We start from the raw sequence: 22,019 nt of genomic DNA, 5'->3' as shown, positions 1-22,019 counted from the left end.
AACCGTCCCAAACCCCCACCCACCCGGGGACCGTATCGGCGATCCTTGCTCGCGGGTGCGACAGGAATCGGGGACCGCGGCGGCATTGTCACCCGGACGAGTGCCATGGCGTCGACCACACCGGGCGCGCGAGATTTATCGAACACCAGTTTGAGCTTGCACTCGCCCCGCAGTTCGGTAAGTTGATCTTGATACACATGTTCGACACACACGGGGGTTCTGGTGGCGACAACGGTCGCGGCCGCGTTGGCCGCTGAGCTCGGGCTGCGCACCGGCGCGGACCTCCGGCCCGCCATCGCGGCACGCCCTGCGGCCGAGCCCGCCGAGGCCCCGACACGCCCGGCCGAGGTGCCGGGCACGATGCGACCCCCGAGGGCCATCCTCCCGGTCACCTCCGACATTTCCGCGCTCCTCCCCCACGCCGGACTCGCAACAGTGACCGCAATCACCGCCACCCGGCGGGGCGCCACCTCCCTGCTGTGGCGCCTCCTGGCCGGCCCGACCACGGCCGGCGCCTGGTGCGCCCTGGTCGGGATGCCGCACCTCTACCCGCCCGCGGCGGTCGCCGCCGGGGTCGACCTCGGCCGGATCGCACTGGTCGACCCCGGGACGCTCGTCGCCGAAGCCGCCGGAACGCTCGCCGAAGGCGTCGCCGCCGTGGTGGTGCCCAGCGAAGGCCTCACCCCGGCGCAGACACGCCGCCTGACCGCCCGCGCCCGCAGGAGCGGCACCGCGATCGTCTGGTGGGAGACCCGCCTCGTGGCCGGCGCCGACGCCCGCCTCGACGTGGCCCGGGCCCACTGGAAGGGCCTGCGCGAGAACGCCGGACGCCGCTGGGGCGCCGGGCGGCTCGACGCCTGCGAGCTGGAGGTGTCCGCCCGCTGGCGCAGCGGCGGCACCCGCCGCGCCCGGATCTGGCCCTACGGCGGCGACGCCGGCGACGTCGTCGACCTGCGGTCCCGCCCCGCCGCGGAGCTGCGGAGGGGCGAACCACGGTGAGCGCGCAGGTCCGCCGCGCCCCGAGCCGAATCCTGGTCATGCGCCTCGTGGACTGGAACGGCGAGGACGCGGCCGCGTTCGAACCGGTCCTGGAGGCCCTCGACCTCCTCACCCCCTACGTCGAAGTGCTCGAACCGGGCTGCGCGGCCGTCCCGCTGCGCGCCGGGGCCGGCGACGAGGCGGCGTTCTGCGAACGGCTCATCGACACCGTCGCCGCCCTCGTGGACCAGGACTGCCTCACCGGCGTCGCCGACGGCCTGTTCGCCGCGGTCCTGGCCGCCCGCGAGGGCCGGATCGTCCCGGCCGGACGCGACGCGGCCTTCCTCGCCGGACGCGACATCGGCGACCTCCTCGCCACCGGACTGGTCGAGGCCGAGACCTGCGAGACCCTGCGCCACCTGGGCATCGAAACGCTCGGAGCCTTCCGCGCGCTGCCGGGACAGGCGGTCGCCGAGCGGTTCGGCGCGCCCGTGCGCCGGGCCCAGCTCCTCGCCGCCGGGCGGCTCGCCCGCCCGCTCGCGCCCCGCCCGGTCGCCCCGGAGCTGGCGGTGACCGAGGTCCCCGAGACCCCGTACGCCACGGTCGAGCAGGCCGTCCTCGCCGCCCGGCCCCTGGCCGAGCGGCTGCTCGCGACGCTGGACGGGCGCAACCTCGCGTGCACCCGCGTCACCGTCACCGCCCGCACCGGCAGCGGCCTGGAGCGGCGCCGCACCTGGCAGATCGACCCCGCCATCACCGCCGCCGAGCTGTCCCGGCGGGTGCGCTGGCAGTTCGAGGGCTGGCTCACCGCCGCCGCGGCCTCCGGCGGCACCGAGGACGAGGCCGCGAACGCCGTCACCATGCTCGAACTCGCCCCCGGCGGGCTCATCGGCCTGGTCGCGGCCGGGCGGGGCCTGTGGGGGGCCAAGGGCGCCGCCCTCGTGCGGGCCGAGGCCGCCCTGCGGCACGCCCAGAGCCTGTTCGGCCCCGACGCGGTCCGCGTCCCCGCCGTCACCGACGGCCGCGGCCTCGAGGAGCGGTCCGGCAGCGCCGCCTGGGAAGTGGAACCCGCGCCCCCGCCGCCCTCGGGGCCGTGGCCGGGCAGGATGCCCGACCCGCTCCCGGCGCTCATCGGCACCGGCGAGGCCCTCGCGGTCCTCGACGCGGCCGGATCGCCCGTCGTCGCCCTGGCCCGCGGCGACCTCTCGGCCGCCCCGGCGCTGGTGGCCTTGGGCGGCAAGCGGATCCGGATCACCGCCTGGGCCGGCCCGTGGCCGGTGTCCGAGCGCTGGTGGAGCGAGGAGGCCCGCCGCTACGCCCGCCTCCAGGTCGAACTCGCCGACGGCAGCGCCGCGCTCCTGGCCTGCGAGGGCGGTCGGTGGAGGGCGGTCGGCTGGTATGACTGACTACGCCGAGCTGCACGCCCACTCCCACTACTCGTTCGCCGACGGCGCCGACTCCCCCGCCGATCTGGCGGCCGAGGCGCACCGGCTGGGCCTGACCGGGCTTGCCGTCACCGACCACGACGGCCTCTACGGGGTCTCCGAGTTCGCCGCCGCCGCAGGCGGTCTCGGCCTCCCCACCGTCTTCGGCGCCGAACTCAACCTCGGCATGCAGCGGCCCCGGCGCGGCCAGGCCGACCCGGCCGGCGAGCACCTGGTGGTCCTGGCCCGCTCGCCGATCGGCTACCGGCGCCTCTCCCGGGCCATCACCGAGGCCAAACTGGCGACCGACGAGAAGGACCTGCCCCGCTACGACCTCGCCGCGCTCGCCGAGCAGGCCCGGCGCGGGCACTGGACCGTGCTCACCGGCTGCCGGAAGGGGCCGCTCAACCGGGCCCTGGACGCGGGCGGGGACGCCGCGGCCGAGACGCGGCTGCGCGAACTGGTCGACGCCTTCGGGCGCGACCACCTCGCCGTCGAGCTGACCTGCCACGACCTGCCCGGCGACACCGGGCGCATCGAGACGCTCGCGCGCCTGGCCGACCGCTGCCGCGTCCAGGTCGTCGCCACCAACAACGCCCACTACGCCGCACCCCGCCGGGCCCGGGTCGCCGCGGCGCTCGCCGCGATCCGGTCGCAGCGCCCGCTGACCGCCGCCGACCCGCACCTGGGCGCGAACACCGCGGCGCACCTGCGCGGCGGCGCGGAGATGGCGCTGCGGTTCGCCGACGTCCCCGGGGCGGTCGCGCGCGCGGCGGAGCTGGCGAAGGAGATCGCCTTCGACCTCAACCTCCTGAAGCCGCGGCTGCCGCGGTTCCCCGTGCGGGAGGGCTCCGACGACTTCTCCTACCTCGCCGAGCTCATCGTCGAGGGCGCGCAGGAGCGCTACGGGCCGCGGGCGACCGAGCGCGTCACCGGCGCCTGGAAGCAGCTCGAACACGAGCTGCGCGTCGTCAAGGCCCTGGGGTTCGAGGGCTACTTCCTCATCGTCGCCGACATCGTGAAGTTCTGCAAGGACAACGACATCTATTGCCAGGGCAGGGGATCGGCGGCCAACAGCGCGGTCTGCTACGCCCTGGGGATCACCAATGTGGAGCCGATCGGGTTCGGGCTCCTGTTCGAGCGGTTCCTCTCGGCCGAACGCGACGGGCCCCCGGACATCGACGTCGACATCGAGTCGGGCCGCCGCGAGGAGGTCATCCAGTACGTCTACGGCAAGTACGGGCGCGACCGGGCCGCCCTGGTCGCCAACGTGGTCACCTACCGGCCCCGCTCGGCGGTCCGCGACGCGGCCAAGGCCCTCGGGCACTCCCACGACCAGGCGACGGCCTGGTCCAAGCGGCTGCACCGCTGGAGCGGCCTCGACCCCGACGAGGCCGGCGCCGTGCCCGCGGCGGTGCAGGAGCTCGCGAAGGAGCTGGCCGACCTGCCCCAGCACCTGGGCATCCACCCCGGCGGCATGGTGCTCACCGAGCAGCCGGTCGCCGAGATCGTCCCGGTCGAGCCGGCGCGCATGAAGGACCGCACGGTCCTCCAGTGGGACAAGGAGGCCTGCGCCGACGCCGGACTCGTCAAGTTCGACCTGCTGGGCCTGGGGATGCTGGAGGCGCTCCACCGCATGGTCGACCTCGTCGCGGACTTCCACGGCGACACGGTCGACATCGCCATGCTCCCGCCGCAGGACAAGGCCGTGTACGACATGCTGTGCCGGGCCGACACGGTCGGCGTCTTCCAGGTCGAGTCGCGGGCGCAGATGGCGACGCTGCCGCGGCTGCGCCCCAAGAAGTTCGCCGATCTCGTCGCCGAGGTGGCGCTCATCCGCCCCGGCCCGATCCAGGGCGGCGCGGTCCACCCGTACCTGCGCCGCCGCCACGGGGAGCCGTGGCGCCACCTCGTCCCCGAGGTCCTCCACCGCACACTGGAGAAGACCTACGGGGTGCCGCTGTTCCAGGAGCAGCTGATGCGCATCGCCATCGACGCGGCCGGGTTCAACGGGGGCGAGGCCGACCAACTGCGCAGGGCCATGGGCGCCAAGCGGTCCGCCGAGCGGATGGAGCGGCTGCGCGAGCGGCTGTACGCGGGCATGGCCGAGCGGGACATCACCGGCGCGCAGGCCGACCAGATCTACGAGCAGCTGAAGTCGTTCGCGGACTTCGGCTTCCCCGAGTCGCACGCCGCGAGCTTCGCGCACCTGGTGTACGCCTCGGCGTGGCTCAAATGCCACTACCCGGCCGCGTTCTACGCCGGCCTCCTGGCGAGCCAGCCGATGGGCTTCTACTCCCCCGCCTCGCTGATCGCCGACGCGCAGCGCCACGGGCTCACCGCCCTGGCCCCGGACGTCAACGCCAGCGAGGAGGTCGCCTCGCTCGTCCCGACCGATCGGCCGTGCGAGCCGCCGCTGCTGGGGGTCGCCGACCTGCGGCTGGGCCTCGACAACGTCAAGGGGCTGGGGGCTCCCGCGGGCGAGCGCATCGTCGCCGCGCGCGGGGCGGACGGGCCCTTCCAGAGCCTCGCCGACCTGGCGCGCCGGGCCGGGCTGGACAAGGAGCGGCTGGAGAAGCTCGCCGTCGCCGGGGCCCTGGGCAGCCTCGAACCGGACCGCCGCAAGGCGCTGTGGACGGCCGGGACCGTGGACGAGCGGCCCGGCACGATCCCCGGCACCGGCCCGGCCGCGCCGCCGCCGACCCTGCCGGGGATGAGCGCGGCCGAACTCGCCCGGGCCGACTACACGGGCCTGGGCCTGTCGGTCGAGACCCACCCGATGGAGCTGGTCCGCGCCTCGCTCGACGCGGCCGGGGTCCTCCCCCACGACCGGCTCCCGTTCGCCGAGGACGGCGAGCGCATCGAGATCGCCGGGATCGTGACGCACCGCCAGCGCCCCTCGACCGCGAAGGGCGTGACGTTCCTGAGCCTGGAGGACGAGACGGGGATCGCGAACGTCGTGTGCTCGCAGGGGCTGTGGAAGCGGTGGCAGGACGTCGCGACGGTGGCGAGGGCAATGCGGATCAGGGGGACGGTCGAGAAGCCGCACGATGCGCTCGGGGACACGATGCCGATGGTCGTCGCGGACAAGCTCACGGTCCTGGACCTGAACAGCCCGTCGGCGCCGTCGAGGGACTTCCGGTAGGGCGGTGAACGCGGACCGCCCGGCCTCCTTTCGAAGGCCGGGCGGTGTGCTCGTGCGCTCTAGTGCGACATGATGGCGTCGCCTTCGGCGGGGGCGTTCTCGGGCTTCTTGACGAGGAACGCGGCGGCGACGGCGACGAGGGCCATGCCGGTGCCCCACAGGAAGGCCAGGTGGACGCCCGCGGCCTCGGCGGCGACCTGGGTGGATCCCTCGTCGAGGCTGGCGGCGGTGCCGGTGGTCATCAGGGTGATGAACACGGCGGTGCCGGCGGCCCCGGCGACCTGCTGGAGGGTGCTGAGGATGGCGCTGCCGTGCGAGTACAGCTCCACTCGCAGCGATCCGAGCGAGGAGGTCATGAGCGGGGTCATGAGCAGGCTCAGGCCGAGGCTCATGATGACGTGGATGACCACGACGAACCAGGTCGGGCTGTCCTGGTCGAGCAGCGTCAGGAGGGCGAGCGCGCCCGCGACGCCGAAGGACCCGGGGATGACCAGCGGCCGGGGGCCGAGGCGGTCGAAGAGGCGTCCGACGATCGGGCCGGACAGGCCCATGGCGAGGCCGCCGGGCAGGACCACCAGGCCGGTCTGGAGCGTGGTGAGGCCCAGGACGTTCTGGAGGTAGATCGGCAGCAGGATGAGCGAGCCGAACAGGGCCGCCATGGAGATCAGCAGCATGATGACGCCGACGGTGAACGAGCGGGACAGGAAGGGCCGCAGGTCCAGCAGGGCGGAGTCGGTGCGCTGGAGCCGCAGCTGGCGCAGGACGAACAGGATCATGGAGACGGCGCCGGCGCTGATCGCGGCGTAGGGCGGGACGGGGGTGTCGGCCCCGGCCGCGGCTTCGCCGAGGCTGCTGAGGCCGTAGATGATCCCGCCGAACGCGACGGCGGACAGGAGCGCGGAGAGCGGGTCGAACTTGACGGCCCGCGGTTCGGCGAGGTTCTTGATGAGGGCCGCGCCGAGGATGAGGCCGAGCACCGCGATGGGGATGACGGACAGGAACATCCAGTGCCAGCTGAGCTGGGAGAGGATGAATCCGGAGAAGGTCGGGCCGATCGCGGGGGCGACGGCGATGACGATGGTGATGAGGCCGATGGTGCGTCCGCGGCGGTCGGCCGGGACGTAGGTCATGACCGTGGTCATCAGGAGCGGCAGCATGACCGCGGTGCCGCTGGCCTGGATGACGCGGGCGGCGACGAGCACGGGGAAGACCGGTGCGGACGCGGCCAGGATGGTGCCGGCGGTGAAGAGCGCCAGTGAGGCGATGAAGACCGTTCGGGTGGTGAAGCGCTGGAGGATGAGCCCGGTCATGGGGATGACCACGGCCATGGTGAGCATGAACCCGGTGGTGAGCCACTGGACGGTGGCCGCGGTGACGCTGAACTGCTCCATGAGCTGGGGCAGGGCCACGCCCATGACGGTCTCGTTGAGGATCATGACGAACGCGGCGACGAGGAGCACGCCCAGCACGAGTTTGATCTGACGCGGGATGCCCTGTTCGGCCGGGGTGTCGGCCGTCGTCTCGGGGGCCGCGTCGGGCGCCTCGGGGGTGTCGGGGGGTCGCTGGTCAACGGTCATTCGGGGAGGTTCCTTCGGTGGTGGTGTTCCTTGGCGACCTCGGACCCGCTCGGTGCGCCCGGGTGTGGGGCGGGCGGGTCTTCAGTATGTGTCAGTGACTGTCAATCATTGCAGTTGCTACCATCCGGGTCATGGCCGCCGGTGGGAGTCTGCGAGAAGTGTCACGTCGGGCCGTGCAATCGCGGATTGCACGGACCGCCGAGTCGCTGTTCGTGGACAAGGGCTTCGAGGAGACGACGGTCGATGAGATCGCGGCCGCGGTCGGCATGTCGCAGCGCAGTTTCTTCCGTTATTTCGCCTCCAAGGACGAGGTGGTGCTCGACAGCCTCGCGCGGTTGGGCGAGGAGATGGCCGAGCGGCTCACGGCACGTCCGCCCGAGGAGTCCGAGTGGGACTCGCTGCGCCGGTCGTTCGATCCGATCGTTGAACGCTACGCCGATCCGGGCTGCCGCGAGCACGACGCGGCGCTCCAGCGGATCGTCGACTGCAGTCCGCGGCTGTTCGCGGCGTATCTGGGCAGACTCGACCGGCTGCAGCGGACGCTGGCCGAGATGCTGCTGCACCGGGCGGCGTGCCGTCCGGGCCGGGCGACGGACGTGCTGGTGCTGCGCGCGACCGTGGGCGGGGCGTTCGCGTGCCTGCACGCGACGATGACGCATGTCATGGCCGAGCCGGAGGCGTTCGCGCCGTGCCTGGACCGGACGATGGCGGCGCTGCGGCCCGCCGCGGTCTGAGCCGCGGGCGGGCGCGTTCCTTCCGATTGCCCGGCGACCGGGGCCGCGGCGTAGGAGGATCCACAGTGCAGCGTGCGGCGACCGCACGGTCCGGTGGGAGGAGGTGGGCGCGATGGAGCCGACGCCGGCTGGGGATCGGCTCGAGCAGCTCGCGCGCACCCGCGGGTACTTGGGGCTGCTGGGAGCGGCCGGGCTCGTCGGCGTACCGGTGTCGGTGGCGGCCTTCGCGTTCCTGGCGCTGCTGCACTGGCTGACGGACCTGGTGTGGGTGGAGCTGCCGCACCAGTGGGGGCTCGACCCGGTCCCTTGGTGGTGGCCGGCGCCGTGGCTGGCGGCCGGCGGTCTCATCGTGGCGCTCGCGATCACGCGGCTGCCCGGCGCCGGCGGGCACGTGCCGATCGACGGCCTGGGCGCCGGAGCGGTCGCGCCCTCGCATCTGCCGGGGGTGCTGCTCGCGGCGGTCGGCGGCCTGCCGCTCGGCGTCGTGCTCGGCCCCGAGGCGCCGCTCATGGCCGTGGGCGCCGGTCTGGCCGTGCTGCTGTCGCGGCGCTGGGGTCCGGCGGAGGGGACGCCCGCGAGCGGGATGATCGGCGTCGCCGGTTCGGCGGCCGCGGTCGCGGTCATCTTCGGCAGTCCGTTGATCGCGGCGGTGTTCATCCTGGAAGCGGTGGGTTTCTCGGGTCCGCGGCTCACGCGGGTGGTGCTGCCGTGCCTGCTGTCGGCGGGCGTGGGCGCGCTCGTCTTCACCGGCATGGGCGCCTGGACGGGCCTGCCGGTGGCGTCGCTGACGCTGCCGGGCCTGGAGAGCCCGGCCCGGCCCGACCTCGCCGATCTGCTGTGGACGGTCCCCGCGGCGGTGCTCGTGGCCGCCGGGATCAGTCAGGTGCACCGGCTCGGGCACGCGCTCGCACCGCGGGCCGCGGCGCGTCCGGCGCTCCTGGCCCTGGTCGCGGTCGCGGTCACCGCCGTCGGCGCCGCGGCGTACGCGCTGCTGACCGGGCGCAGCCCGGTCGAGGTGCTCCTGTCGGGTCAGGACACGCTCGGGGTCCTCACCGCGGGCGGCGACGTGCCGGGCGCGTGGGCGCTCGTGGCGCTGCTGGTCTGCAAGGGCCTGGCGTACGCGGTCTCGCTCGCCGCGCTGCGCGGCGGCCCGATCTTCCCGGCGCTGTTCATGGGCGCGGCCGTCGGCGTCCTGCTCGGCGCGCTGCCCGGATACGGGACGGCGCCGGCGATGGCCGCGGGCATGGCCGCCGCCACGGCCGCGGTCCTGCCGCTGCCGGTCTCGTCGGCCGTGCTCGTGACGCTGCTGCTGGGATCGGACGCCACGGGCATGACGCCGGTCGTGCTCGTCGCCGTCGTGATCGCGTTCGTGACCGGGCGGCTCCTCGAACGGCCGCGGGCCGCCGGGGACGCGGCCCCCGAACCGGCCGAGGCTTAGGAGGCGCCGTGGAGGAGCACCGAACGCCGCGGCGGCTGCCGCCCGCGGTGCGCTACCTGCTCGCGTGCGCCGCGCTCGTGGTCGCGTACGCGGTCGTGCCGGTCCGCGCCGACGCCGGCGCGGCCGCACTGGTCCTGCGGGGGGCGTTGACGCTGGCGCTGCTCGTCCTGATCGCCCTGGTGATCGGGCGCCAGGCGGTGCGGCAGCTGCGCGAACCGGACGCGCCCCTGGGGACGCTGGTCGTGGGGATCGTCGCCGGGCTCCTGGTGTTCGCGCTCGTCGACTACGGCGTCGCGGTGCACCGGCCCGAGGAGTTCTCCGGCCTGCGCACGCGGGTGGACGCCCTGTACTTCGCGCTCAGCACGCTCTTGACCGTGGGGTTCGGCGACGTCTCGGCGCAGGGGCAGGTCGCCCGGGTGGTGATGTGCGTGCAGATGGCGTTCAACTTCACCGCGATCGCCGGGTCGGCGTCGCTGGTGGCCCGGAACTTCGCCGCGCGCGCCGCCAAGGCCGCCCGCTGGCCGCGGCCGAAGCCCTAGCCGATCCGGTAGGCGGTCGCGACGACCGGCGGGACCCCTTCTCGCCGGTCGCTTCGTCTACGAGAGCGCTTGCGGGCGCCGGGCCTTGCGCGCCGCGGCGGTGAGGACCGCGGCGAGCACGAGGCCCGCGCCCGCCAGCGGCGGGCCGAGCGGTCCGAAGGCGTCGTAGCCGATGCCGGCGAGGGCGGGGCCGAGCATCGCGCCGACGTTGAGCGCGGCGGTCGCATAGGACCCGCTCATCGTCGGCGCGCCGTGGGCGGCGGCCATGGTCCGGCCGATGAGCGTGGCGCCCACGGCGAACGACAGTGCCCCGAGGGCGAACGCGAACGCGTGCAGGGCGACCGGATTTCCGGCACTGGACGCGAGCAGGATCCAGCCCAGGAGCAGGAGCGGCGTGCCCGCGGCCAGGAGGGTCCGCCAGTGCCGGTCGGCCAGGCGCCCGGCCGTCCACACTCCGGTGAAGGCGCCGAGGCCGAACAGCGCCAGCACGACCGGGACCGAGGGGGCCCCGAGCCCGGCGGCGTCGGTGGCCAGCGGCGCGAGGAACGTGAAGCCGCCGAAGGTCGCGCCGTTGACCAGGACGGCCAGGACCAGGACGAGTCGCAGCGAGGGCCGGGCGAGGACCGCCAGTTCGGCCCGCAGCACCGGCCGCGGGCCGGTCGCGTCGGTCCGGGCGGGGACGGCGGCGAGCACGGCGAGCAGGGCCGCGGCCGCGACGATCGCGACGGCCCACAGGGACGAGCGCCAGCCGAAGGCGTCGCCGAGCAGTGCCCCGGCGGGGGCCCCGGCGACGAGCGCGAGCGTCGTGCCGCCCAGGACCGTTGCGAGCGCCCGGCCCCTGGCGTGCGCGGGGACGAGGGCGGCGACGGTGGAGAGGGCGACGGCCAGGAAGCCCGCGTTGGCCATGGCGGCGACGGCGCGGGTGGCGAGCAGCAGCCCGAATCGGTCGGTGAGCGCGCCGACGACGTGGGCGGCGATGAACAGGGCCAGGAACCCGGCGAGGGCCCCTCGGGGCGACCACCGGCGCCCGAGCGCGGCCATGACCGGCGCGCCGATCACCATGCCGGCGGCGAACGCCGAGGTGAGCAGGCCCGCCTGGGCGACGGTGACGCCGAGGTCGGCGCTGACGTCGGGCAGCAGCCCGGCGAACATGAACTCCGAGCAGCCCTGCGCGAACACGGCGACGGCGAGCATGTGGAGAAGGAACGGCATTGCGAAGACTCCGATGCGTGGAAGGAATGGACGGGTGGGGCCACGCCGAGGACTCCGGGCGAGGCGCTATCCGAGTCCATTTGTTCGCTCGCAAGGCGGAAGGCTTCCCAGATACCGGTGTTGTATCTGGGAAGCCGACAACGCGGCGAGCGGGCGAATGGGCCGGATAGCGCCCGGCAGGGGTCCTCGGCGCGGCCCTGAAGGCCGTCGGAGCCTTGCGGACGCGCGGAGAGAGAGCAGCCTTGATCGAGGCTGCGGGCATCCCGATGGACCCGGGGACCGGGTCGGGTGCGGCGTCGCGGGCTACCGGCGGACCGGCAGCCCCCGTCTGGACGCTTCGGGAGCGGACATGGGCGGCAACCTATCACGGGCGGCCGCGGCGGCGCAGCACGATTTTCGGGCGGCGCGGTTCGGGCGGCGCCGGTTCAGGCGGTGACCTCCATCAGGACCGCGTACAGGGTCAGGCCGGGTCCGAAGGCCAGGGCGACGAGCGGGCCCGGCGGCAGCCCGCGGTCCATGAGTTCGCGCAGCACCAGGAGCACCGTGGCCGAGGAGCAGTTGCCGTGCTCGGCGAGGACCCGCCGCGGCACGTCCAGGGCGGTCGGGTCGAGGCCGAGGCCTTCCTCGATCGCGTCGACCACGCGCGGCCCGCCGGGGTGCACGGCCCAGGAGCGGACCTCGGACGGGTCGAGGCCGTGCCGCCCGAGGAGGTCCTTCACCAGGGGTCCCACGTGCTCGGCGAGCGCGTCGGGCACCTGCGGGGACAGGCCCATCTTGAAGCCGAGGTCGGTCACGCGCCAGGTCATGTACGCGTTCTTGGCCGTGTCGGTCCGGGCGGCGACGTCCACGACCCGCAGGCCCGGCAGGCCCTCGCCGGGGCGCAGGACCACCGCGGCGGCGGCGTCGCTGAACAGCGCGTGCGTGACCGCCTGGTCGATGTCGGTCGAACCGGGCTGGAGGTGGAGCGAGGTCAGCTCGAGGCACAGCAGGACGGCGGGCCGGTCGTGGGCCGCGACGTAGTCGCTCACCGCGCCGAGCGCGGGCAGCGCCGCATGGCAGCCCATGTGGCCCACCAGGAGCCGCCTGGCGTCGGATCGCAGCGGCAGGGCGGCGGCCAGTTCGATGTCGGTGCCGGGGGTGCCGTAGCCGGTGCACGAGGCGACGGCGAGCAGCCCGATCTCCTCGGCGCCGACGCCGGCGTCGGCCAGGGCCTCGCGGACGGCGCGCAGGCCCAGGGCCGGGGCCCGGTCGGCGTAGCGGCGCATGCGCGCCTCGGTGGACCAGGCCGCGACGTCCGCGAACTCGTAGGGGGCCGTGGCCGAGTGGCGGCGCTCGACGCCGGCGCTCTCGAACATGCGCCGCGCGATCCGGCTGCCGTTGAAGTGCCTGCGGAACGCGTTGTCCCACAGCCATTCCTGCGTGTACTCCGGGGGCAGGGCGGTGCCGATCCCGGTGATGGAGGCGTTCACCACCGCGGCGTCCCGGTGCCGTGGTCGGGGTCGGCGCCCAGTGCGGCGGCGCCGAGCCAGTCGGCGCACACGTCGGAGGTCGCCGGTTGCAGTGCGCCGCAGCGGGCGTCGCGGTAGAGCCGCTCCAGGGGGTGGCCGCGGCGCGAGGCCGAGGTCCCGGCGGCCTCCAGCAGCGAGGACGCGACCTGGAAGGCCGTGTCGCCGGCGATGAGCTTCGCGCGCCACACCCACCGGTTGGTGTCGTCTTCGCCGGGGTTCGCGTCGATGCGCGCGGCGGCCTCGGCGACGACGAGTTCGGCCGCGGCGACGGCGGCCTCGGCGCGGCCCAGGCGGGCGCGCACGGACGCGAGGCCGTCGAGCCCGCGGGAGCGGACGTGGTCGGCCGCGGCGTCCACGGCGGCCCGCGCGACCCCGGCGTACACCGCGGAGTAGGAGGCGACCAGCCACTGCGGCATGGCTTCGGCGAGGACGAGCGCGAGCCCTTCGATGCCGCCCAGGAGTGCTTCGGCGGGCACTTCTGTGTCGAGGTGGAGGTCGTGGCTGCCGGTGGCCCTCATGCCGAGCGAGTTCCAGGTCTCTTCGACGCGCAGGCCCTCGCCGGCGGGCACCAGGAAGTGCGAGACCTGCGGGTCCTCGTTCTCGCCGTCGCGGGCGGTCACGAGGTAGGCGTCGGCGTGCCCGGCGCCGGAGACGAACGCCTTGGCGCCGGTGATGCGGTAGCCGCCTTCGGTGCGGCGGTAGGCGGTCGTGGTGCGCGACAGGCGGGAGCCGCCGCCGCGCTCGCTCATGGCGACCGCGTACAGCGCGCCGTCGGCGGCGGCCGCGAGCGCCTTGTCGCGGGCCGCGAAGGAGCTTTCGGGGGCGCCGAGCGCCCGGATGAGGTGGTCGGGGGTCTGCGCCAGGGCGCCGGTCACCGACGCGTGCATGTTGAAGATCAGCGCCGTCGAACCCGCGCCGCGCGCCAGTTCCCTTGCCACGGCGGCGTACTGGGCGAACGTGGCGCCGTGCCCGCCGAGCCGGGCGGGCACCATCAGGCCCAGCAGTCCGGCCTCGCGCAGGTCGGCGAAGTCCGCTTCGGGGAACCGGCCCCGCTCGTCGTGGGCCCCGGCGCGGTCGGCGAAGCGCGGCGCGAGTTCGCGGGCCAGCGCCACCGCCGGATGGTCGTCGGGGGTTCCGGTCGTCACAGGCGCTCACTCCTCGGGTCGGGGCGGTCCCGGTCGCGCGGGGAGGCGCGCCGGCCGTCCCGCGATCAGTGCCCCGTTGGCCCGCTTGCGAAACCGGGCCCGCGCATCGATCCGGCCGGCCTCAACCGGCGGAGACCCCAGTATGGAGGAGGAGCACGACATCGACAAGGGCCACCAGGAGCACGGCGCGGAACGCGGCCCGCGAGCCGGGCTTGCGGCCCAGGACCAGTCCGACCGCGAGGACGGCCGCGGCGAAGGGCACGGAGGCGAGGACGAGGGTCGAGGGCGGGCCGGGCGGGGCGAACGCCAGGAGCGCCGAGGCGGTCAGGACGAGGGCGGCGGCGGCGAGCTTGGTGGCCAAGGGGCCCAGGCGGTGCGGCAGGCCGCGGACGCCGGTGGCGGCGTCGTCGGCGAGGTCGGGCAGGACGTTGACGAAGTGGGCCGCGCAGCCGAGTGCGGCGGCGGCCGCCATGAGCCACGGCGGCGGCCAGGGCGCGCCGGGCTCGCCGAGGGAGACGATCGCCGGGAGCAGTCCGAAGGAGATCGCGAAGGGCGCCACGGAGAACGGGGTGCCCTTGACGCCGAGGTCGTAGGCCCACGCGGACAGGAGCGCGGCGAGGTGCGCGAGTGCGGCCGGGACGCCGGAGAGCAGTGTCAGGAGCACGGCCGCGGGTGCGGCGAGGGCGATGGCCATGGAGACGATCGCGGGGTGGATCTCCCCCGCGGCCAGGGGTTTCCCGGCGCGGCCGGCCTGGGCGTCGCGGGGTGCGTCGACGAGGTCGTTGAGCCAGCCGACGGAGAGCTGGCCGGCGAGTATCGCTGTGGCGACGGCGATCACGCCCGAGAGCGGCCGGTCGGTGGTGAGGGCGAGTCCGGCGGCGACGAGCGTGACCGCCAGTGCCGGAAGCGGATGGGACGCGAGGAGGAGTGCCTTCGTCATCGCCGCAGCCGATTTCATGTCCGACAGTGTGCCACTCTGGCGGTATGCGACGCCAGAGCGAGTCTTCGCCCCGACGGCCCGTGCCGAACGATCCGGGACTCTACGAGCGGCTCGCCGGCGAGTGGTGGCGCCCGCGGGGCGTCTTCGCGATGCTGCACTGGCTCGCGGCGGCCCGCGCCGAGCTGATCCCTCCGGCGCGGGGTGCGGTGCTGGTCGACCTCGGGTGCGGTGCCGGGCTGCTGGCGCCGCATCTGGAGGGCAGGGGGTACGCGCATGTGGGGGTGGACCGTTCGGCGGCGGCGCTGCGGCAGGCCGCCTCGCACGGCGTCCACAGTGTCCTCGGTGACGTGTGCGCGGTGCCGCTGGCCGACGGGTGCGCGGACGTGGTGGTGGCCGGGGAGATCCTGGAGCACGTTCCGGATCTGGCGGGCGCGGTGGCGGAGGCGTGCCGGTTGCTGCGCCCCGGGGGGCTGCTGGTGGTCGACACGCTCGCGGCGACAATGCTGTGCCGGTGGCTGGCGATCGGGTTGGCCGAGCGGATTCCGCGCTATGCGGTGCGGGGCGTGCACGATCCGGCGCTGCTGGTGGACCGCGACGCCCTGGTGGCCGAGTGCGCGCGCCACGGCGTGGAGTTGACGCTGCGGGGCATCCGGCCGTCGGTGGCGGACTTCCTGCGGTGGGCGGCCGGGCGCGGGGAGTCGGTGCGGATGCTGCCGGTGGCGACGACGGCGGTGCTGTTCCAGGCGTGGGGCCGCAAGCGGGTGTAGGCGCGCGGTCGCGGGGCCGGCCCCGAAAGGCCGGCCCCGCGGTGATGTCGCTGCTAGTGGGCGGTCTTGTGGCGGCTCGAGGCGATGCTCTCGGCGACGCCGATGAGCAGGATCGAGGCGATCACGGCCACGACGAAGCCGAGGACGTTCAGCTCCCAGATGTCACCGGTGCCGAGCAGGTTCGCGATGGTGCCGCCGATTACCGAGCCGACGAGGCCCAGCAGGAGCGTGGCGAGGATGCCGAGGCGCTGTTTGCCGGGCTTGATGAGGCGCGCGAGTGCGCCGATGACGAGCCCCGCGACGATGAAACCGATCATGTGGACCTCCTTGGTGCTGTCTGGGCGGGGTACCCGCTCGGGAGCGGGCGCAATCCCATGTGTGCAGCGTATGTCCGCGGAGGGCCCGGCGGGCCGAGTCGGTGGACTCCGGCCCTAGAGGTCCTCGAAGCAGATCACCCCGGAGACGAGGTCGCGCCATTCCATGGACCACGGGTAGCTCGAGGATTCGGGGCAGCCGCCGAGCCGGCCTTGGATCTCCTCCTCCGTCATGGCCGCGGGCGGGTCGATCACCTCGGCGTCCGTGACGCGGTAGAGGGCGCCTTCGGAGGCGCAGTCCACGGTGGTCCACTCCTCGTCGTCGTCGAAGCAGTCGCCCACGCCGGGGACCACCGGGAGGCGCCCCTGCTCGTCGGCGACCCGGATCGCCTGGAGGCAGAAGAACTGGTCGGTCAGGCCGGTCGCGGTGTCGTAGATGTAGTTGTAGTCGGTCCACAGCTCCCCGGGGGTGCGGAAGCCGACGCGCGCGCCGCAGATGGCCTCGGCCTGGGTGTAGTCGGCGACGGAGGCGTCCACGATCGTCACGGGGTTCTCGGAGTCGGTCTTGACGACGCTCCAGAACGCCGCCGGGTCGTCGCAGTCGACGGTCCACTTCTCGCCGAGGTCGGTCTCCTCGTACATGCACTCGCCCACCGCGACCCAGTCCTCGGGGATCGAGGACCCGGCGGTGGTCGTCGGATCGGCGGTCGCGGGCGTCTCCTCCACCGTCGCGCCGGTCTCGAGGGCCTCGATGGTGCCGGTCTCGGCCCGGTCCAGGAGCTTGACGGCGACCGCGGTGCCGACCACCATCACCAGGGCCGTCGCGGCCGCGACGATCAGGGATCGGCGTCGCCGCGGAGGCCCGTTCGGCGCCGCGGGCAGCGGGCCGGTGGCCTGGGGTGCGGTCGCGTGCGGGACGAACGGCGTCGTCGCCAGTGCGGCCGTCTGCGGCGGCAGTCCCGGGCTGGGGACCGGTGCGGGCGGCGAGGAGGCCAGCGCGGGCGCGATCAGTCCGCCTTCGGAGACGGCCAGTTCGGGCTGCTCGATCGCGGCGGGGGCGATGCCGAGTTCGCGGTGCAGGAGGGTGGCGGCCAGGGGCATGCGGCTGGCGGCGCCGACCAGGAACAGGCCGGCGACCTGGCGCGTCTCGAGCCCGGATTCGCGGATGACGCCCTGGGTGATGCGGACGGTGCGGCGCAGGAGGGGTCCGGCGACGCGTTCGAGCTCGTCGCGGGTGAGGTGGACGTCGAAGTCGAGGAGGGGGACGGTGAGGTCGGTGGCGGCGATGCGCGAGAGGCGCTCCTTCGCGAGGCGGACCTCTTCGAGGAGGGCGGCGCGGTGGCGCTGGTCGGCCGGGGTCTGGGGTGCGGTGAGGCGGGGCCAGCGGTCGTCGCCGGGCTGGACGGTGGCGGCGAGGTGTTCGAGGAGGGCCTGGTCGAAGTCGAGGCCGCCGAGGTCGTCGGCGCCGTCGACGGCGAGGACGTCGAAGCCGGTCGGGGTGCGGCGCAGGACGGTGGCGTCGAAGGTGCCGCCGCCGAGGTCGTAGACGACGACGCCGGAGCCGACGGGGATGTCGCTGCCGAGGGCTTCGGCGAAGTAGCTCGCGGCGGCGACCGGTTCGGGCACGAGGTCGACGCGGCCGAGTCCGGCGGCGAGGGCGGCGTCGGCGATCACGTGGCGGCGGGTAGGCCCCCAGGCGGCGGGGACGGTGACGGTGACCGAGCCGAGGCCGCCGACGGTGCGGCGGCATTCGTTCGCGACGCGGGACAGGACGGCGGCGATGACCTTGGTGACCTCGAGTTCCTGGTCGCCGAGGAGGAGCGTGCCGTCGTCGATGCGGCGCTTGGGGTTCGGTTCGAACCGCTCGGGTTGGCGGCGGCCGTGGTGGAGGGCGTCGGCGCCGGTGACGGGGGCGCCCTGCTCGCCGAGGAACACCGCGGAGGGCAGTTGCGGGGAGCCGTCGAACAGCTGCTGGTGCACGCGGCCGTCGGCGCGGCGGATGGAGGCCACCGTGTGCGAGGTGCCGAAGTCCACGCTGATCGACGCGGATCGGGGGTGGAAGCGCGACATGTCCTCCAATGTAACGAACTCGTCCGCGGAATCCTCGGGACCGGTCCCGAGCGCGGGCCGGTATGCGCGCCGGAGCGCGGATTCGCCGCCGCGTACGGATCGAATCCGTTTGTCGAACGGCCGGGCGAGGGGCAAGCTGGTCCGGTGCCCGATCCCGGGTCCGTGCCCGTACCGTCCGATTGGACCGCCGTGACCAACTCCGCTCTGCGCGAGCGCACCGATCCCGCCCTGATCCGCTGGCGCAACGCGGTGTTCGCCGTGTTCGCGCTGTCGGGCTTCGTGTTCGCCAACTGGGCGGCGCGCATCCCCAACATCCGCGACATCCTGGGCGCCTCGACGCAGGAGATGGGCGTCCTCATCCTGGGGATGGCCGCGGGCGCGATCCTGGGGCTCCTGACCTCCAGCCACGTCGTCGCGCACATGGGCGCGTCGCGGGCGATCAGCTGGTGCCTGGGGACCACCGCGGTCGGGTTGACCGCCGCGGGCCTCATCGCGGGGCTGACGCCGAACTTCTGGGCGCTGTTCGCGGCGCTCATGGTGCTGGGCGCGGGGAACTCGGTGCTGGACGTGGCGATGAACCTGTCCGGTGCGGCGAACGAGCGGCGCATCCGCAAGACCCTCATGCCGATGTTCCACGCCGGGTTCAGCCTCGGCACGATGCTCGGGGCGGGCCTGGGCGCCCTGACCGAGCAACTCGGCGTCCCGGTCCTGGTGCACCTGGTGTCCATCGGCGTGCTCGTGATCGCGGCGGACCTGTACGTGGTGCGGTTCCTCCAGCCGGCGCAGGAGCCGGCCGAGGCCGCCGCGGCCTCGGCCGCGGGGTGGCGCACCCGCCTGAGCGTGTGGACCGATCCGCGGATCCTGCTGATCGGGCTGATCATCCTGGGCATGGGCTTCACCGAGGGCACCGCGAACGACTGGCTGGGCCTGGCGATGGTGGACGGCTACGGGCTGTCGAACCCCGGCGGTGCGGCGGTCTTCGCCGTGTTCGTGACCGCGATGACGGCCGGGCGCATCGGCGGCGGGTACATGCTCGACCGGTTCGGTCGGGTGCCGGTGCTGGCCGGGTCGGCGTTCCTGGCGTTCGGCGGCCTGCTGCTGGTGATCTTGGGTCCGACGGCGCCGTTCGCGATCGTCGGGACGGTCCTGTGGGGCGTGGGCGCGTCGCTGGGGTTCCCCGTGGGCATGTCGGCGGCCGCCGACGACCCGCGCAAGGCGACGGCGAGCGTCGCGGCGGTGGCGACGATCGGCTACTTCGCGTTCCTCATCGGCCCGCCGCTCATCGGGCTCCTGGGCGAGCAGTGGGGGCTGCGCAACGCGTTCTACGTGGTGCTGGTCCTGGTGGGCGTCGCGCTGCTGTGCTCCCCCGCGGCGAGGCCGCCGAAGACGGGCGCCGCGCCGGAGCAGATGTCCGAAACCGGCCGTTGACAGCCGGTTCGGGCCGGGCGACACTGGTGCGGCCGCGCTGAGGAGGCCCCATGCCGCACCCTGAACCGACCGATCCCGGTCCGCTCTACTCGCTCGTGGAGGACCCGCTCGGGCGGGCCTATCTGCGGCTGCTGGGCAGGCCCGACGGCGCCGACATGGTGTACCGGATCTCCGGGGCCGTCAGCGCCGACGTGCCCGGGGACGCGCTCGCGCCCGGGCTTCGCCACGGCGCCAAGCTGTTCGGGTTCGAGGGCTTCAACATCCGGCGCCTCTACCGGGAGCCGGAGACCAACCGGCTGCACCTGCTCACGCGGGAGCTGGTGTTCTACACCGACCCGTCGGAGCCGACCCGGATCCTGCGCGAGTGGAGGAACCCGCTCGACGGGCGCACGTATCCGGTGGTGCCGGTCAACAACGACCCGGTGAACCAGGGGCCGTTCCCGATCACGGCGGGCTTCGCGGGGCCGCCGCCCCGGGAGGTCCACGGCCGGCTGGTCTGGTCGCTGGACATCCCGCCGCGCACGGATCTGGGCGCGACCCTCGGGGAGGGCTTCGGCCTGCCCGGCGGGGTCTACACGACCTGGGAGCTGTTCGACTTCAGCATCGACGCGGACGCGGTGGAGGCGGGCGGGCGCGTGCCGCGCGGGGCGCTGCCGGTGGTGTGCCTGTGGAGCCGGGTCGGGCCGTGGCCGCCGTTCACGGGCCTGAGCGAGGCCGCCACGAACGGCGCGGGCGTGGTCTACCACGCCCGCAGCTGGACCCTCGGCGGCTTCGGGGAGCTCGAACCGTGGCTCAGGGCGGCCGTGGAGGCGGACTACCCGGCCTACGCGGCCGCGCCTCGGGAGCCGGGGCCGAGCCAGACCTCGTGGAGTTCCTTCTGGGCGAACCAACTCGGTGAAGGGTCGCTGACCTGGGCCCAGTGGTGCGAGGCGAACGGGCGCTAGCGCGGCCGGACTCTTGGAACGCGATTCCTACACTGCTGCGATGGCCGAGCGATGGGACGCCTCCTTGACGGCGCTGCTGCGGGAGCGGTTCGCGCTGCGCGTCGAGGCGGCGGCACCGGTGCGCGGCCTGGGCGACGAGTGCGCGATCTGGAGGACCACGGCCCCCGCCGGGTACGCCGTCCGGATCAGCCCCGTGCGGCGCTCCGCCGCCGACCTGGAGTGGGTCTACCGCGTCGCGGCGCGGTTCGCCGCCGTGGTCCCCGAAGCGGTGGCGCCGCTGCGCGGTACGGACGGCCGGGCGGTCGCGGTCTGGGAGGGGCGGCCGGTCGCGGTCTGGCCGTGGATCGCGGGCGACCAGCTCGACCGGGAGGACCGGTGGGCGCGCCGGGCCGCCGCCGAACTGCTCGCCCGGCTGCACGCGGCCGCCTCCGCGATCGACCCGGTAGGGCCCCGGCCCGATCCGGTCCGGCGGTGCGCGCACTGCAGGCACTGGAGCGACCTGCGCGATCCGGCGCTCGACGCCGATCTGGCCGCATGGGAGCGGCGCACGCGAGCGGTCCCCGTGGCGCTGCACGGCGACTTCTACCGCCGCAACCTCATCTGCGCCGGCGGGACGATCGCGGGCCTCCTGGACTGGGACGAGCTGCGCGTGGACTATCCCGAACGCGAACTCGCCTGGGCCGCGTGGGAGCTGTCGAAGAACGACGCCGGCGACGGGCTGCTGGCCGCCCGGGCCCGGGAGTTCCTCGACGTCTACGCCCGAGGAGCCGCGGGGGTGTGGGACCGGCGCATGATCGTGCCGCTGATCCGGGAGGGGCTGCGCGCGGAGGTCTGCCGCAACCGGACCGGCCGCGGACCCCGGCTCGGCGACGACCCCTACACGGCCGCGGAGGTCCGCGCGTTCGGGGCGCTGCGCGGCACCGCCCTCTAAACCCGGCGGCTCCCCCGCGGCCGCTCGGAGGCGCCGGAGCATTCTGGCGTCGGCGAAGCCGACCGCCCTGGCCGCGGCCTCGACCGTGTCGCCCCGGGCGATGAGGTGCTCGGCGCGTTCGAGGCGCAGCACGGACTGGTAGCGCAGGGGCGTCATGCCCGTGGCGCCGTTGAACAGCCGCGTCAGGGTGCGATCGGAGACCCCGGCGTCGGCGGCGAGGTCGGCCAGGGGCAGCGGTTCGGTGAAGCGGGCGTCGATGACGTCCTGGACGCGGTGCACGGCGTCGGACAGGTGCGAGCGGTGGCGCAGCATCGCGCTCTCCTGGGACGCCTCGCCGCCGCGGCGGGCGTAGACGACCATGCCGCGCGCGATGCGGGCCGCGACGGCCGGGCCGTGGCGGACCGCGATCAGGTGCAGGGCCAGGTCGATGCCGCTGGCGATTCCCGCGGAGGTCACGACGCGGCCCTCGGTGACGAACAGGCGGTCGCGCAGGACCGTCGCGGCCGGGAACCGCTGCGCCAGTTCGTCCTGCAGCTCGTGGTGGGTCGTGCAGCGGCGCCCGTCCAGCAGTCCGGCCTGGCCGAGCGCGAACGCGCCCGAGCAGACGCTGCCGACGGTGCCGCCCCGGTCGTGGTGCTCGACCAGCCGCCGCGCCTGGTCGGCCGACAGGCGCGGCCCGCCCGCCGAACCCGGTGAGCGCCAGCCCGGCACGAGCACCAGGTCCTTCGGGCCGAGGTCGGGCCAGGCGGTGGCGGCGCGGAGCGGGAGGCCCTGCGCGGTGGCCACGTCCTCGGTCTCGGCCGTGTAGTGCGGCTCGTAGCCCAGGCCGAGGTCGGCGGCCGTGGAGAACACCTGGGCCGGGCCGGCGAGGTCGAGCAGGTGCAGCCGCTGCACGAGGACGAAGACGACGCGGGTCATGCGGGAC

17 protein-coding genes and 1 pseudogene are annotated in these 22,019 nt (G+C 74.6%); 10 read left to right on the top strand and 8 right to left on the bottom strand.

The annotated features are described in order from the left end of the window. Positions 1-222 precede the first annotated feature (222 nt). The 3 genes from BLQ63_RS01755 to BLQ63_RS01745 are packed head-to-tail and all read left to right on the top strand — an operon-like array spanning position 223 to position 5,547. Positions 223-999 (top strand): hypothetical protein, encoded by a 777-nt coding sequence (locus BLQ63_RS01755; RefSeq protein WP_091027429.1) that lies wholly within the window; start codon positions 223-225, stop codon positions 997-999. Beyond that, on the top strand, positions 996-2,384 hold the full coding sequence (locus BLQ63_RS01750) for a DNA polymerase Y family protein (protein WP_091027428.1): 1,389 nt from the start codon (positions 996-998) through the stop codon (positions 2,382-2,384). The genes BLQ63_RS01755 and BLQ63_RS01750 overlap by 4 nt, the downstream gene beginning before the upstream one ends. Beyond that, the gene (locus BLQ63_RS01745) at positions 2,377-5,547 is read left to right on the top strand and encodes an error-prone DNA polymerase (protein WP_091027423.1); all 3,171 of its coding nucleotides are present in this window, start codon (positions 2,377-2,379) and stop codon (positions 5,545-5,547) included. The genes BLQ63_RS01750 and BLQ63_RS01745 overlap by 8 nt, the downstream gene beginning before the upstream one ends. Positions 5,548-5,606: 59 nt before the next feature. Here BLQ63_RS01745 and BLQ63_RS01740 read toward each other — a convergent pair whose 3' ends face one another. Continuing rightward, positions 5,607-7,124, bottom strand: coding sequence for an MDR family MFS transporter (locus BLQ63_RS01740; RefSeq protein WP_091027420.1), 1,518 nt, complete (start codon positions 7,122-7,124; stop codon positions 5,607-5,609). Positions 7,125-7,255: 131 nt separating this feature from the next. Between BLQ63_RS01740 and BLQ63_RS01735 the strand changes: the two genes are divergently transcribed. The 3 genes from BLQ63_RS01735 (at position 7,256) to BLQ63_RS01725 (ending at position 9,835) form a co-directional block, all read left to right on the top strand. Next, complete coding sequence (locus tag BLQ63_RS01735; RefSeq protein WP_091027418.1) at positions 7,256-7,858, top strand: TetR/AcrR family transcriptional regulator; 603 nt, start codon at positions 7,256-7,258, stop codon at positions 7,856-7,858. A 112-nt stretch (positions 7,859-7,970) separates the two neighbouring features. Further along, on the top strand, positions 7,971-9,296 hold the full coding sequence (locus BLQ63_RS01730) for a chloride channel protein (RefSeq protein ID WP_091027417.1): 1,326 nt from the start codon (positions 7,971-7,973) through the stop codon (positions 9,294-9,296). Between the two features lie 8 nt (positions 9,297-9,304). Beyond that, positions 9,305-9,835 carry a potassium channel family protein gene (locus BLQ63_RS01725; protein WP_218124992.1) on the top strand — a complete coding sequence of 177 codons (531 nt, stop codon included), beginning with the start codon at positions 9,305-9,307 and terminating at the stop codon, positions 9,833-9,835. A 57-nt stretch (positions 9,836-9,892) separates the two neighbouring features. On the opposite strand, the gene BLQ63_RS01720 is transcribed toward BLQ63_RS01725, so the two are convergent. The 4 genes from BLQ63_RS01720 to BLQ63_RS01705 all read right to left on the bottom strand — a co-directional run bounded on the left by BLQ63_RS01720 (position 9,893) and on the right by BLQ63_RS01705 (position 14,640). Continuing rightward, positions 9,893-11,047 carry a Cmx/CmrA family chloramphenicol efflux MFS transporter gene (locus tag BLQ63_RS01720; protein ID WP_091027416.1) on the bottom strand — a complete coding sequence of 385 codons (1,155 nt, stop codon included), beginning with the start codon at positions 11,045-11,047 and terminating at the stop codon, positions 9,893-9,895. A 425-nt stretch (positions 11,048-11,472) separates the two neighbouring features. Continuing rightward, complete coding sequence (locus BLQ63_RS01715) at positions 11,473-12,519, bottom strand: type III polyketide synthase (RefSeq protein ID WP_218124991.1); 1,047 nt, start codon at positions 12,517-12,519, stop codon at positions 11,473-11,475. Next, entirely contained in the window at positions 12,513-13,700 is a 1,188-nt protein-coding gene (locus BLQ63_RS01710; protein WP_091027415.1) for an acyl-CoA dehydrogenase family protein, read from the bottom strand. Before BLQ63_RS01710 ends, BLQ63_RS01715 begins: the two co-directional genes overlap by 7 nt. Before the next feature lie 121 nt (positions 13,701-13,821). Further along, positions 13,822-14,640, bottom strand: a complete 819-nt coding sequence (locus BLQ63_RS01705; RefSeq protein WP_218124990.1) for a UbiA family prenyltransferase — start codon at positions 14,638-14,640, stop codon at positions 13,822-13,824. Between the two features lie 44 nt (positions 14,641-14,684). Here BLQ63_RS01705 and BLQ63_RS01700 point away from each other — a divergent pair, with 44 nt between their 5' ends. After that, on the top strand, positions 14,685-15,407 hold the full coding sequence (locus BLQ63_RS01700) for a methyltransferase domain-containing protein (RefSeq protein WP_091027413.1): 723 nt from the start codon (positions 14,685-14,687) through the stop codon (positions 15,405-15,407). 53 nt (positions 15,408-15,460) lie between these two features. Here BLQ63_RS01700 and BLQ63_RS01695 read toward each other — a convergent pair whose 3' ends face one another. Further along, entirely contained in the window at positions 15,461-15,724 is a 264-nt protein-coding gene (locus BLQ63_RS01695) for a GlsB/YeaQ/YmgE family stress response membrane protein (RefSeq protein ID WP_091027411.1), read from the bottom strand. A gap of 114 nt (positions 15,725-15,838) precedes the next feature. After that, positions 15,839-17,791, bottom strand: coding sequence for an Hsp70 family protein (locus BLQ63_RS01690; protein WP_091027409.1), 1,953 nt, complete (start codon positions 17,789-17,791; stop codon positions 15,839-15,841). A gap of 189 nt (positions 17,792-17,980) precedes the next feature. On the opposite strand from BLQ63_RS01690, the gene BLQ63_RS01685 reads away from it, so the two are divergent. The 3 genes from BLQ63_RS01685 to BLQ63_RS01675 are packed head-to-tail and all read left to right on the top strand — an operon-like array spanning position 17,981 to position 21,094. Beyond that, complete coding sequence (locus tag BLQ63_RS01685) at positions 17,981-19,219, top strand: MFS transporter (protein ID WP_091027407.1); 1,239 nt, start codon at positions 17,981-17,983, stop codon at positions 19,217-19,219. Between the two features lie 50 nt (positions 19,220-19,269). Then, positions 19,270-20,163 (top strand): DUF1838 family protein, encoded by an 894-nt coding sequence (locus BLQ63_RS01680; protein WP_091027405.1) that lies wholly within the window; start codon positions 19,270-19,272, stop codon positions 20,161-20,163. A gap of 40 nt (positions 20,164-20,203) precedes the next feature. Beyond that, the gene (locus tag BLQ63_RS01675) at positions 20,204-21,094 is read left to right on the top strand and encodes a phosphotransferase (protein WP_091027404.1); all 891 of its coding nucleotides are present in this window, start codon (positions 20,204-20,206) and stop codon (positions 21,092-21,094) included. Between the two features lie 15 nt (positions 21,095-21,109). On the opposite strand, the pseudogene BLQ63_RS01670 reads toward BLQ63_RS01675, so the two are convergent. Next, positions 21,110-22,012 (bottom strand): annotated as a pseudogene (locus BLQ63_RS01670) (GlxA family transcriptional regulator); the annotation flags it as partial. Between the last annotated feature and the right edge of the window lie 7 nt (positions 22,013-22,019).

Origin of the sequence: Glycomyces harbinensis (assembly GCF_900101745.1) — a bacterium.
GTDB classification, from domain to species: domain Bacteria; phylum Actinomycetota; class Actinomycetes; order Mycobacteriales; family Micromonosporaceae; genus Glycomyces; species Glycomyces harbinensis.
This window is presented reverse-complemented; position numbering and strand designations above follow the sequence as displayed.